Source organism: Pararhodobacter aggregans, from assembly GCF_003075525.1.
Taxonomy (GTDB): Bacteria; Pseudomonadota; Alphaproteobacteria; order Rhodobacterales; family Rhodobacteraceae; genus Pararhodobacter; species Pararhodobacter aggregans.
The window spans coordinates 590,730-601,884 of sequence record NZ_QDDR01000002.1 but is presented as its reverse complement, the minus strand read 5'-3'; the positions used below and the strand labels follow the sequence as shown (position 1 = coordinate 601,884).

Sequence of the window (11,155 nt, the reverse complement as noted above, 5' to 3'; positions counted from 1 at the left end):
CGGCAGCCGCTGCCCCCTCTGGCCGAGGCGATTCGGCCAAACGAGGCGAATCGCCCCACCCCGGCCTCGGCCCCCGCGGCGCGGTCGGAAGGGCGTATTTGAGGCAGAATGAAAGCCCGGGGCGCGCGCCCTGACCTCACCGACGGGCGCACCAGATGCAGGCTGCGGGACGGATGCCACGGGCGCCCTTTCCCCTCTTCGTTCTTCCAATATCCTCAGGGGGGTCCGGGGGGCAGAATGCCCCCCGCTGGTCGCCCAAGGCGCCCGCGACAGCGGGCAACGAGGGCGAAACACCTCCACAGCCGCGCGCCCCGTTGACTTCCTTTGCATCCGCCCGCCACTCTCGCCCCCAGCCACCGGAGCGCCGCCATGACCCCGACCCAAGCCGATATCGACGCCTTCCAGCGGGACGGAGCTGTGGTTATCCGGACGAACCGGGCCGATCAGGTCGACACCACCGCCGCCGGGATCGAGCGTAACATGGCCGAGCCCGGGCCCCATGCCGCCGCGAAGCTCAAACCCGGTGAGGGCGGGCGCTTTTCCGACGACTACTGCGACTGGGAACGGATCCCCGAATTCGCCCGGGTCATCCGCGAGTCCGAGGCGGCGCGGACCGCCGCCGCGCTGCTGAGGTCCCGGTCCGCGCAGATGTTCCACGATCATGCGCTGGTGAAGGAACCCGGCACCGCCAAGGCGGATCCCTGGCACCAGGACGGCCCCCAACACTGCGTCGAGGGGCGCCAGACGGTCAGCTTCTGGTCGCCCATGGAACCCGTCCGCGACGCGACGCTGCGCTGCGTCGCGGGCTCGCACCGTTGGGACAAGCCGGTCCTGCCGACCCGCTGGCTGGCCGAGACCGCCTTCTACCCCGACCCTGAGGCCTATCGCCCGGTGCCTGACCCCGATGCCGAGGGGATGCAGGTTCTGGAATGGGCGCTGGAGCCGGGCGATGCGGTGGCCTTCGACGTCCTCCCCCTGCACGGCGCGCGCGGCAACACCACCGACCGGCGGCGGCGGGCCTTCTCGCTGCGCCTTTTGGGCGACGACGCGCGCTATGTGGAACGCCCCGGGCGGACCTCGCCGCCCTACCCCGGCCATGACATGCAGCCCGGCCAGCGGCTGCGCGAGGACTGGTTCCCGATGCTGATCCCATGACCCGGCCCGAGAAACATTCGCTGACGCTGAAGGGCCACCGGACCTCGGTCTCGCTGGAGCCCGAGTTCTGGGCGGCGTTCCGGGCGCTGGCGAAGGCGCAGGGCCAGGGGATCAACGAATGCGCCGCAGCCATCGACGCGGCGCGCGGCGATCTGGGGCTGGCCAGCGCCATCCGTCTGGCGGTGCTGCGCGACCTGCAGGCCCGGGCGGGTGGTTCAGAGGGGGCGTAGCCCCTCGCGGAAGCGGCGCATGTTGTCCTGATAATTGCGGGCCGAGGTCCGCAGCCGGGTGAAGGCCGCCTCGTCCAGCTGCCGCACCACCTTGCCGGGCGAGCCCATGACCAGCGAGCCGTCGGGGATCTCTTTCCCCTCGGTAATCAGGGCGCCGGCGCCGATCAGGCAGTTGCGGCCGATCCGGGCGCCGTTCAACACCGTCGCCCCCATGCCGATCAGCGTCTCGTCGCCGATGGTGCAGCCGTGCAGGATGACGTTATGGCCGATGGTGCAATCGCGGCCGATGGTCAGCGGATAGCCCATGTCGGTGTGCAGCGTGCAGCCTTCCTGCACGTTCGAGCCCGCGCCGATCTCGATCCATTCGTTATCGCCGCGCAAGGTCGCCGTGAACCAGACCGAGGCGCCCGCCATCAGCCGCACCCGGCCGATGACATTGGCGTCAGGGGCGACCCAGGTGTCGGGGTCGATCTCGGGCGACAGGTCGGCCAGGGCATAGATCACTTCGTGTCTCCGGGGTTGCGGGCGTCGAATTCGCGGTTCAGCCCGCGGACGAAATCACTGAGGCCGGGCTGGCGGTCGCGGCGCATCCGTTCGGCCCGCAGGATGGTTCTCACCTCATCCTCGGCCTGCTCGATGTTCTCGTTGACGATGACGTAGTCGTATTCCGCCCAATGGCTGATCTCGTCACGGCTTTTCGCCATGCGGCCGGCAATCACGGTGTCCGTGTCCTGGGCGCGGGTCCTGAGGCGCGCTTCCAGATCGGCGATCGAGGGCGGCAGGATGAAGATCGACACCACGTCATGGCGCAGGTCCGAGTTGCGCACCTGCTGCCCGCCCTGCCAGTCGATGTCGAAGAGCGTGTCGCGCCCCTCGGTCATCGCGGCGGCCACCGGGCCCTTGGGCGTGCCGTAGAAATTGCCGAAGACTTCGGCATGTTCCAGCATCTCGCCCGCCGCGACCATGGCGGTGAATTCGGACTTGGACTTGAAGAAGTATTCCACCCCGTCCGTCTCGCCCGGCCGGGGCGCGCGCGTGGTGGCGCTGACCGAGAACTTCAGCGTCGGATCCCAGGCCATCAACCGGCGGGCCAGCGTCGATTTCCCCGCGCCCGAGGGCGAGGAGAGGATAATCAAGAGACCGCGCCGCGAGGCTGAGGGGGCCATCGCCTACTCCAAGTTCTGCACCTGCTCGCGCATCTGGTCGATCACGGTCTTGAGGTCAAGGCCGATCCGCGTGAGGTCGGCGCTCTGGGCCTTGGAACACAGGGTATTGGCCTCGCGGTTGAACTCCTGCATCAGGAAATCGAGCTTGCGGCCCATCGGGTCGCTCTGCGCCATCAGCCGCCGGGCGGCGGTGACATGGGCGTCGAGGCGGTCGAGTTCCTCGGTCACGTCGGTCTTGACGGCGATCAGCGCCAGTTCCTGCTCCAGCCGCCCGGGATCGACGCCCGGCGCCGCCTCGGTCAGCCGGGCCAGCGCCGCTTTCAGCGAGTCGATCTGGTCGGGGCGGCGGGCGGCGGCGGCCTGGCGGGCCTCGGCCGTCAGCCGGGCGATGGTGTCGATCTGGGCGCCGATCACCGCGGCCAGCGCCGCGCCCTCGGCGGCGCGCATGGCGTCGAAGGCGGCGAGCAGCGCCTCGGCCCGGGTGAGCAGTTCGGCCACCAGCGCGGCCTGGTCCAGCGTCTCCGGCCCGGTGTCGATCACGCCCTTCAGCGCCAGCAGATCCGCGGCCGTCATCGGTGCCAGACCCAGCCCGCGGGCTTCGGCCCGAGCCTCGGCCGCCATGACCATGGTTACCGCCGCATCCAGCGCCGCGGGGTTGAGTCGCATCGGCCCGGCTGATTCGCTGCGGGACAGTTTCAACGATAGGGAAACATTGCCCCTTTTAACCTTGTCTGAAAGTATTTTGCGCAACGACCCTTCCAGCCCGTCGAGCCAATCCGGCAGCCTAAATCGCAGATCCAGGCCCCGGCCATTGACCGATCGGAGGTCCCATTGCGCGGCGTATGCCACTGAATTTAAAGAGATTTCGCCCGTTTCGGAGGCGTAGCCGGTCATCGACTTAACCATTTCCCTAGAATTTGTCCCCTTTGTGGCGAATTGAGGCTAGATTAAGGCATCAGTAAGAATTCTCAAACAAAGGTAAACAGCAGGTCGGGCGGATTCGAAGGGCCGGGGGGGGTCATCGAAACTGGGCATCGACCGAGTTTGTGGAGCTGAACCATGTCCGATGTCGTGCCTGACTGCCAATCGCCGAGCCAACGCCTTGCCGACGTCCTGCGCCTGCCCTTTACGGCGCGCAGCGGCGAACAGGATTACCCGGCGGTCCGGGCGGTGCAAAGCCACTGGAACGAGCTGCGCGGCGACCGGATCTGCCCGTCGCGGGCCGAACTGGACCCCAAGCCGCTGGCCCATTGCCTGGATGTGATGTTCGTGGCCGAGCTGGTGGCGCCCTCGGTGGCGCGGCTGCGGCTCTGCGGGCAGCAACTGGGCGAGTTGCTGGGGATGGAGCCGCGCGGCATGCCGCTCAGCGTCTTCTTCAACGGCGATGCGCGGACCGAACTGGCGCAGGCGCTGGCCCAGGTCGCCCAGGGCGCACGGGCGGTGATGCCGCTGCGCTCGGACGCGGGCTTCGGCCAGGCGGCGATTGACGGGATGCTGGCGCTGATGCCGCTGTCCGATCCCGACGGGCGCATCACCCGGGTGCTGGGCGTGCTCGAAACGCGGGGGCCTGCCGGACGCGCGCCGCGGCGATTTCGCCTGAGCGCACCGCTGCGCATGGAACGGGATGCCCGCGCCAATCCCTTTGCCAAGCCCGCCCCGGCCGCCCGCGCCGGCACCGGCAATGCCGAGCGCCGGGTCGAGACCTCGGCCCCAGTGTCGGCCCCCCTGTCGGCCCCCCTGTCGGCCCCCCTGTCGGCCGAACTGCCACAACGCGGGCAGCGGCCGGTGCTGCGGGTCATCAAGGGCGGCAAGGAATAAGCGGCCGCAGATCCGGAACGCCCTCGCCGGGCAGAAGAAAGGGCGGCGGGTCTATCGACCGGCCGCCCTTCTTGTATTTCCGGGCCTCAGGCCTCAGACCGCCTTGCGCGCCAGTTCCTTGCGGCGCTGCGACAGCTCCTCGGACACCAGGAACGCCAGTTCCAGCGATTGCGAGGCATTGAGCCGCGGGTCGCAGGCGGTGTGATAGCGCGAGGACAGATCCTCGTCCGTCACCGCGCGCAACCCGCCGGTGCATTCCGTCACGTCCTTGCCGGTCATTTCGAAATGCACGCCGCCGGGGATCGTGCCCTCGGCCTTGTGGACGGCAAAGAAGTCGCGGACCTCCTGCAGCACGCGCTCGAAGGGCCGGGTCTTGAAACCGGACGCCGATTTGACCGTGTTGCCGTGCATCGGGTCGCAGGTCCAGAGGACATTCGCCCCCTCTTCCTTGACCGCCCGGATCAGGCGGGGCAGATGCTCGCCCGCCTTGCCAGCGCCGAAACGCGCGATCAGCGTCAGGCGCCCGGCCTCGTTTTCCGGGTTCAGCTTGCGTAGCAGGACCTTCAGATCCTCGGCGCTCAGCGAGGGGCCGCATTTCAGCCCGATCGGGTTCTGCACGCCGCGGGCGAATTCCACATGCGCCCCGTCCGGCTGCCGCGTGCGGTCGCCGATCCAGATCATGTGGCCCGAGCCTGCCACCGGCAGGCCGGTCGTGGAATCGATGCGGCAAAGCGCCTCCTCGTATTCCAGCAAAAGCGCCTCGTGCGAGGTGTAGAAGTCGACCGTCGACATCGCGCCCATCGTGTCCGAGGTGATCCCGGCCGCGGTCATGAAATCGAGCGCGTCGGAAATCCGGTCGCTGAGCGCCTTGTAGCGTTCGGCATCCTCGGATTTGGTGAAGCCCAGCGTCCAGGAATGGACCCGGTGGATATCGGCGAAACCGCCCTTGGAAAAAGCCCGCAGCAGGTTCAGCGAGGCCGCGGCCTGGGTATAGGCCTGCAGCATCCGCTGGGGATCGGGCACCCGCGCTTCCGGCGTGAAATCGAAGCCGTTGATGATGTCGCCGCGGTAGCTGGGCAGTTCCACGCCGCCCATCGCCTCGGTCGGGGCCGAGCGCGGCTTGGCGAATTGCCCGGCCATGCGGCCCACTTTCACCACCGGCACCTTGGCGCCATAGGTCAGCACCACCGCCATCTGCAACAGCACCTTGAAGGTGTCGCGGATGATATCGGCGTTGAACTCGGCAAAGCTCTCGGCGCAATCGCCCCCTTGCAGCAGAAAGGCCCGCCCGGCCGCGGCCTCGCCCAGCTGGCGCTTCAACGCGCGCGCTTCACCGGCAAAGACCAGCGGGGGATATTTGGCCAGCTGCGCCTCGGCCGCGCCAAGCGCGGCCCGATCGGGATAATCCGGCATCTGGATACGCTCTTTGGCGCGCCAGGCGGATTTGCTCCAGGCTTCGGTCATCGTGTCCTCCGTCGATGCACCGCCCGGCCTTTAAATCGGCCCGTCAGCGGTATCAGCGCTCATACACCGCTTTTTCAGCCTTGCAAACCAGCCAAGGCGGGCGCGGGCGATTTGTCCCTCCTTGCGGGGCTGCGGCTTTCCTGCTTGGATTGCGACAAACCGGCGTCGCGAACCAACCACACGGCGACCGTGCCCCCTCCACCCGGATGACCCTAGATGAGCGACCTGCCCGCCCCGCGTTCCAGTTCCCCCCAGCCCGCGCGGACCGGCCGCTCGCCCGCTACTGTCACGGCCCCGGCCGCGGCACGCTCGCAGCCTGCGCCGATCCGGCAGCGGCATTTCGTGTTCCTGCTGCTCAATCAATTCACCTTTCTCAGCTTCGCCGCCGCCATCGAGCCGCTGCGCATCGCCAACCGGATGAGCGGCCAGCCGCTCTATCGCTGGACGTTGTTGAGCGAATCGGGAAAGCCGGTGACCTGTTCGAACGGCGCGACGCTACTGGTCGACGGCGCGCTGGCCGAGGTCGGGCGCGACGATGTGGTGATCGTCTGCGGCGGGGTCGATGTGCGCTCGAACACCACGCAGCCGGTGGTCAACTGGCTGCGCAGGGTGGCGCGCAAGGGCTCGGTGATCGGCGGGCTCTGCACCGGGGCGCATACGCTGGCCGAAGCGGGCCTGCTGGAGAACCGCCGCGCTACGATCCATTGGGAAAACCGCGACGGCTTCCTCGAGGAATTCACCGACACGGACCTGACCAAATCGGTCTTCGTGATCGACGGCAACCGGCTGACCGCGGCAGGCGGCACGGCCTCCATCGACCTGATCCTGACCATGGTCGCGGATGACCATGGCAAGGATCTGGCCAATGCCGTGGCCGATCAGCTGATCTACACCACGATCCGCACCGACCGCGACATTCAGCGCCTGTCGATCCCGACCCGGATCGGCGTCCGCCATCCGCGCCTGTCGAAGGTGATCGAGCGGATGGAACAGAGCATCGAGGAGCCCGTCTCGCCGGCCGAACTGGCCGAGGAGGTGGGCATGTCGACCCGGCAGCTGGAGCGGCTGTTCCGGCGCTACCTCAACCGCTCGCCCAAGCGCTATTACATGGAGCTGCGGCTGGCCCGGGCCCGCAACCTGCTGATGCAGACCGAGCTCAGTGTCATCAACGTGGCGCTGGCCTGCGGCTTTGCCTCGCCCTCGCATTTCTCCAAATGCTACCGCGCGCAATACGGCACCACGCCCTACCGCGAGCGCGGCACGCATGGGCTGGATGACGAATTGGGCGGCGAACCCGGGGACGAGGGCGAGGATCTGCTGGACGATCTGGAGTAAGGCACGCCTTCCTCCAATCTCTCAGGAACGCCGGACAAGCCCCTGCGGCTGCACAGGTTTCCGGGGACGCGCCCTGCCCCGTTGATACCTGCACGACCCGGCTCCGCCGATCCGGGCCCCGGCGCTGCCTCCCGGTCTTTCACTGAGGGATGAAGGTGTTATAGTCGGCCGCGATCGGCGATCGCGGCCCTCCTGTCGCGGTGACGCCCGGTTTTGGCGGGTTCGAGGAAATCCGCGCTCCACGGATAGACGGCGACCTTTCATGAAACTTCTGCTCTCCCTTCTGGCCCTCAGCATGGCCCAATGCGCGATGGCCGAGAATGTCCCGGCCCAGATCCTCGATTGCGCCTTCGTCCAGGAATGCGACGCCGCCAGCGCCACCTGCACCACCGGCAGCGAGCCCCGGCTGTCCTTCGCGCTGGTCATGTCCGAAGACGGCGAGACCGCGCGCTACGAGAACAACACTGCCAACCCGCCGATGCCGGTCAGCTTCACCAATGACGGGGTGCTGGTGGCCTTCGACCCTTCGGGTCCGACCATGACCACGGTGGGCGCCAATGGCATCGCCGTGCATTCCTCGAACCTGATCGTGCTGGCCCACAACATCCGCGCCGCGCAATGGACGGGGACATGTCACCCCCGCGGCTGAGGCTGGTGCTGCTGGCCGCCGGCGGCTCGACCCGGATGCGCGGCGGCGACAAGCTGCTGGAAGAGGTCGAGGGCCTGCCGCTGATCCGGCGGCAGGTCCTGGCGATGCAGGCGGCGGGGCTCGGCCCGGTCGCCGTGACCCTGCCCCCGGACCGGCCGCAGCGGGTGGCGGCGCTGGAGGGGCTGGATGTCGAATGCCTGACAATCGGGGAGGCGGCAGAGGGCATGAGCGCCTCGCTGAAAGGCGCGGCCCGCTGGGCAGAAGGCTCGGCATTGCTGCTCGCCCCGGCCGACATGCCCGAGCTGACGGCCGAGGATTTCCGCCGCCTTGCCGCGGGCTACGACGGCGCCAGGCCCCTGCGGGCGACGGCCGAGGACGGGACACCCGGCCATCCGGTCATCTTCCCGCCCGCGCTGCTGCCGCTCTTCGCCGGGCTGGGCGGCGATGACGGGGCGCGGTCGATCCTGAAGGCGCATCCGCCGAGGCTGATTGCCCTGCCGGGTCAGCGGGCGGTAACGGACCTCGATACACCCGAGGATTGGGCCGCGTGGCGAGGGCGGAGCGGGGGCCAGCCCCCGCACCCCCGGGATATTTGACGAACAAAGATAGCGGGTTAAGGAAGGGTTAAGGGGATTTGGGGTCGAGTTGATGCGCGTCCAGATCGCGGGTGGCCTTGTCGGTCCGGGCCTTGGCCAGGGCCTTCTGGGCCTTGCTCAGCCCGTGCTGCGCGGCGTTGCTGTCGGCCTTGGCCCGGGCCTCGTCCCGCGCGGCCTGTTTTCGTTTGGTCCGCAGGTTGACGATCTCGGCCATTCACAGGCTCCGCGCGGCGAAAGTGTCGCATTGGGCGGGGTCGCCCGCGCGGTAGCCGCGGAAGAACCAGTCCTGGCGCTGTTCCGAGGTGCCGTGCGTGAAGCTGTCGGGCACCACGCGCCCGCCCGCCGAGCGTTGCAGCGCGTCGTCGCCGATCCGGGCCGCCGTGTTCAGCGCCTCGCGGATATCGGCGTCGGTCAGCGCCAGTTCCCGCGCCGCCGCATGGGCCCAGACCCCGGCGTAGCAATCGGCCTGTAGCTCGATCCGCACCGAGAGCGCGTTCGATTCGCGTTCCGAGACGCGGGCGCGTTGGGCGTTCACCTCGCCCAGCGTGCCGGTCAGGTTCTGGACATGGTGGGCGACCTCATGGGCGATGACATAGGCATTGGCGAACTCGCCGCCCGCGTTGAGCTGCTGCTCCATCACCCGGAAGAAATCGGTGTCCAGATAGACGCGGCGGTCGCCCGGGCAATAGAACGGGCCCATCGCCGATTGCGCCATGCCGCAGGCAGACCCCGTGCCGCCGCGGTAAAGCACCAGCGTGGTCGGCGTGTAGCGCTGGCCCGAGGCCGCGAAGATCTGCGTCCAGACCTGTTCCGTCTCGCCGAGGATGGTGGCGACGAAGGCCTCTTCATCGTCGTCGATGGTGTTGGGGCCAGATTGCGCGGTCTGCTGGGTCGGGGCGCTGAACGAGCCGCCGGAGCCGGTCAGCCCGCTCAGATCCACGCCGAAATAGGCACCGATCAGTAACACCACGATGGTGCCGACGATCCCCAGCGGGCCCGCGCCACGCCCGCCGCCGATGCGGATCCCGGGCAATCCGCCGCGCGAGGAGCCGCCGCTGCGCCGGTCCTCGATATTCCGGCTGGTCCGTTTGCCGCGCCATTCCATGAAGGATCCTCCCGCTGCCGGCTTCCGATCTTGCGCGGAATGCCCCTGCTGTCAAACGCCGTCGATACCGCGCCGGTTCCGACAGCAAACAGGGCGGCCCGCAAAGACCGCCCTGCCCTGTCCTGCGTCGCGCGGCCTCAGCCTTTGGGGCCGATCATGTCCTCGGGGCGGACGATGCGGTCGAAGGTCTCGCCATCGACATAGCCGAGCGCGATGGCTTCTTCGCGCAGCGTCGTGCCGTTCTTGTGGGCGGTCTTCGCCACCTTGGTCGCCGCGTCATAGCCGATGGTCGGCGCCAGCGCCGTCACCAGCATCAGCGATTCCTTCATCAGCTTGTCGATCCGCGCGGTATTGGCCTGGGTGCCGACCACCATGTTGTCGGTGAAGGCGCTGGCCGAGTCGCCCAGAAGCTGCATGCTCTGCAACACGTTGTAGGACATCATCGGGTTGTAGACGTTCAGCTCGAAATGACCCTGCGAGCCGGCAAAGCCCACGGCGGCGTCATTGCCCATGACATGGGCGCAGACCATGGTCAGCGCCTCGGCCTGGGTCGGGTTCACCTTGCCCGGCATGATCGACGAGCCGGGCTCGTTTTCCGGCAGGATCAGCTCGCCCAGACCCGAGCGCGGGCCCGAGCCCAGAAGCCGCAGGTCGTTGGCGATCTTGAAGAGCGAGGCGGCAACGGTCTTCAGCGCGCCCGAGAACATGACCATGGCGTCATGGGCGGCGAGCGCCTCGAACTTGTTCGGCGCGGTGATGAAGGGGAGCCCGGTGATCTCGGCGATCTGCGCCGCGACGCGGCTGTCCCAGCCCACGCGGGTGTTGAGGCCGGTGCCAACGGCCGTGCCGCCCTGCGCCAGCTCGTAGATATGCGGCAGGCACATCTTGACCCGCTCGATCCCGCGCTCGACCTGCTTGGCGTAGCCCGAGAACTCCTGCCCCAGCGTGAGCGGCGTCGCATCCTGCGTATGGGTGCGGCCGATCTTGATGATGTCCTTGAATTCCTCGGATTTCGCGACCAGCGCCTTGTGCAGCTTTTCCAGCCCCGGGATCAGCACGTCACGGGCCTGCATGGCGATGGCCACATGCATCGCCGTCGGGAAGGTATCGTTCGACGACTGGCCCATGTTGCAATGATCGTTCGGATGCACCGGCTTCTTCGAGCCCATGACACCGCCCATCATCTCGATGGCGCGGTTCGAGATCACCTCATTGGCGTTCATGTTCGACTGGGTGCCCGAGCCGGTCTGCCAGACGACCAGCGGGAAATTGTCGTCGAACTTGCCCTCGATCACCTCGGTCGCCGCGGCGGCGATGGCATCGGCGAGGCCCGCCTCCATGTCGCCCTGCGCCTTGTTGACCAGCGCGCAGGCCTTCTTGATGACCCCCAGAGCCCGGATGATCGGCACCGGCTGACGCTCCCAGCCGATGGGGAAGTTGATGATCGACCGCTGGGTCTGCGCGCCCCAGTACTTGTCTGCGGGAACCTCAAGGGGGCCGAAGCTGTCGGTCTCGGTACGGGTGGCGGTCATCGCTGTCTCCTCAGGGATTTGCGGCTTCATAGACAGCGGCTACGGGAAAATCAATCGGTATGCCGTTGCATACGGAGGGCACCCGGCCTGCCCTGTCCGCAGCCG

13 protein-coding genes are annotated in these 11,155 nt (G+C 68.0%); 6 read left to right on the top strand and 7 right to left on the bottom strand.

Translation table 11 applies throughout. From position 1 onward, the window contains the following. Positions 1 to 369 precede the first annotated feature (369 nt). Both DDE23_RS06950 and DDE23_RS06945 read left to right on the top strand, forming a co-directional pair. Complete coding sequence (locus DDE23_RS06950; protein ID WP_107750253.1) at positions 370 to 1,155, top strand: phytanoyl-CoA dioxygenase family protein; 786 nt, start codon at positions 370 to 372, stop codon at positions 1,153 to 1,155. After that, positions 1,152 to 1,385: a ribbon-helix-helix domain-containing protein gene (locus DDE23_RS06945; RefSeq protein ID WP_107750254.1), complete on the top strand. Its 234-nt coding sequence runs from the start codon at positions 1,152 to 1,154 to the stop codon at positions 1,383 to 1,385. The genes DDE23_RS06950 and DDE23_RS06945 overlap by 4 nt, the downstream gene beginning before the upstream one ends. Here the strand turns inward: DDE23_RS06945 and DDE23_RS06940 are convergent. The 3 genes from DDE23_RS06940 to DDE23_RS06930 are packed head-to-tail and all read right to left on the bottom strand — an operon-like array spanning position 1,371 to position 3,445. Next, positions 1,371 to 1,889, bottom strand: coding sequence for a gamma carbonic anhydrase family protein (locus DDE23_RS06940; protein WP_238149917.1), 519 nt, complete (start codon positions 1,887 to 1,889; stop codon positions 1,371 to 1,373). The genes DDE23_RS06945 and DDE23_RS06940 overlap by 15 nt on opposite strands. Beyond that, a complete protein-coding gene (gene gmk / locus DDE23_RS06935) occupies positions 1,886 to 2,551 on the bottom strand; it encodes a guanylate kinase (RefSeq protein ID WP_107750255.1) in 666 nt (221 codons plus the stop codon). Before gmk ends, DDE23_RS06940 begins: the two co-directional genes overlap by 4 nt. Positions 2,552 to 2,554: 3 nt before the next feature. Further along, positions 2,555 to 3,445, bottom strand: coding sequence for a YicC/YloC family endoribonuclease (locus tag DDE23_RS06930; RefSeq protein WP_337589829.1), 891 nt, complete (start codon positions 3,443 to 3,445; stop codon positions 2,555 to 2,557). A gap of 165 nt (positions 3,446 to 3,610) precedes the next feature. Between DDE23_RS06930 and DDE23_RS06925 the strand changes: the two genes are divergently transcribed. After that, the gene (locus tag DDE23_RS06925) at positions 3,611 to 4,369 is read left to right on the top strand and encodes a PAS domain-containing protein (protein ID WP_107750257.1); all 759 of its coding nucleotides are present in this window, start codon (positions 3,611 to 3,613) and stop codon (positions 4,367 to 4,369) included. A gap of 93 nt (positions 4,370 to 4,462) precedes the next feature. Here the strand turns inward: DDE23_RS06925 and DDE23_RS06920 are convergent, their stop codons facing one another. After that, complete coding sequence (locus tag DDE23_RS06920; protein WP_107750258.1) at positions 4,463 to 5,833, bottom strand: class II 3-deoxy-7-phosphoheptulonate synthase; 1,371 nt, start codon at positions 5,831 to 5,833, stop codon at positions 4,463 to 4,465. 216 nt (positions 5,834 to 6,049) lie between these two features. On the opposite strand from DDE23_RS06920, the gene DDE23_RS06915 reads away from it, so the two are divergent. From DDE23_RS06915 to DDE23_RS06905, 3 genes are all read left to right on the top strand, one after another. Continuing rightward, positions 6,050 to 7,168 carry a GlxA family transcriptional regulator gene (locus DDE23_RS06915; protein ID WP_107750259.1) on the top strand — a complete coding sequence of 373 codons (1,119 nt, stop codon included), beginning with the start codon at positions 6,050 to 6,052 and terminating at the stop codon, positions 7,166 to 7,168. Between the two features lie 262 nt (positions 7,169 to 7,430). Continuing rightward, on the top strand, positions 7,431 to 7,817 hold the full coding sequence (locus DDE23_RS06910) for a hypothetical protein (RefSeq protein ID WP_107750260.1): 387 nt from the start codon (positions 7,431 to 7,433) through the stop codon (positions 7,815 to 7,817). After that, positions 7,799 to 8,413: a nucleotidyltransferase family protein gene (locus DDE23_RS06905; RefSeq protein ID WP_107750261.1), complete on the top strand. Its 615-nt coding sequence runs from the start codon at positions 7,799 to 7,801 to the stop codon at positions 8,411 to 8,413. The genes DDE23_RS06910 and DDE23_RS06905 overlap by 19 nt, the downstream gene beginning before the upstream one ends. Before the next feature lie 28 nt (positions 8,414 to 8,441). Here DDE23_RS06905 and DDE23_RS06900 read toward each other — a convergent pair whose 3' ends face one another. The 3 genes from DDE23_RS06900 to fumC form a co-directional block, all read right to left on the bottom strand. Next, positions 8,442 to 8,627, bottom strand: coding sequence for a DUF4169 family protein (locus DDE23_RS06900; protein WP_107750262.1), 186 nt, complete (start codon positions 8,625 to 8,627; stop codon positions 8,442 to 8,444). Then, entirely contained in the window at positions 8,628 to 9,518 is an 891-nt protein-coding gene (gene ypfJ / locus DDE23_RS06895) for a KPN_02809 family neutral zinc metallopeptidase (protein ID WP_107750264.1), read from the bottom strand. A gap of 137 nt (positions 9,519 to 9,655) precedes the next feature. Continuing rightward, on the bottom strand, positions 9,656 to 11,050 hold the full coding sequence (gene fumC, locus DDE23_RS06890; protein ID WP_107750266.1) for a class II fumarate hydratase: 1,395 nt from the start codon (positions 11,048 to 11,050) through the stop codon (positions 9,656 to 9,658). Positions 11,051 to 11,155: the final 105 nt, after the last annotated feature.

What these genes read in the sequence shown, in the direction of transcription:
- DDE23_RS06950 (WP_107750253.1), top strand. Translation starts at nt 370, where the DNA reads ATGACCCCGACCCAAGCCGATATCGACGCCTTCCAGCGGGACGGAGCT.
- DDE23_RS06945 (WP_107750254.1), top strand. Translation starts at nt 1,152, where the DNA reads ATGACCCGGCCCGAGAAACATTCGCTGACGCTGAAGGGCCACCGGACC.
- gmk (WP_107750255.1), bottom strand. Translation starts at nt 2,551, where the DNA reads ATGGCCCCCTCAGCCTCGCGGCGCGGTCTCTTGATTATCCTCTCCTCG.
- DDE23_RS06930 (WP_337589829.1), bottom strand. Translation starts at nt 3,445, where the DNA reads ATGACCGGCTACGCCTCCGAAACGGGCGAAATCTCTTTAAATTCAGTG.
- DDE23_RS06925 (WP_107750257.1), top strand. Translation starts at nt 3,611, where the DNA reads ATGTCCGATGTCGTGCCTGACTGCCAATCGCCGAGCCAACGCCTTGCC.
- DDE23_RS06920 (WP_107750258.1), bottom strand. Translation starts at nt 5,833, where the DNA reads ATGACCGAAGCCTGGAGCAAATCCGCCTGGCGCGCCAAAGAGCGTATC.
- DDE23_RS06915 (WP_107750259.1), top strand. Translation starts at nt 6,050, where the DNA reads ATGAGCGACCTGCCCGCCCCGCGTTCCAGTTCCCCCCAGCCCGCGCGG.
- DDE23_RS06910 (WP_107750260.1), top strand. Translation starts at nt 7,431, where the DNA reads ATGAAACTTCTGCTCTCCCTTCTGGCCCTCAGCATGGCCCAATGCGCG.
- DDE23_RS06905 (WP_107750261.1), top strand. Translation starts at nt 7,799, where the DNA reads ATGTCACCCCCGCGGCTGAGGCTGGTGCTGCTGGCCGCCGGCGGCTCG.
- DDE23_RS06900 (WP_107750262.1), bottom strand. Translation starts at nt 8,627, where the DNA reads ATGGCCGAGATCGTCAACCTGCGGACCAAACGAAAACAGGCCGCGCGG.
- ypfJ (WP_107750264.1), bottom strand. Translation starts at nt 9,518, where the DNA reads ATGGAATGGCGCGGCAAACGGACCAGCCGGAATATCGAGGACCGGCGC.
- fumC (WP_107750266.1), bottom strand. Translation starts at nt 11,050, where the DNA reads ATGACCGCCACCCGTACCGAGACCGACAGCTTCGGCCCCCTTGAGGTT.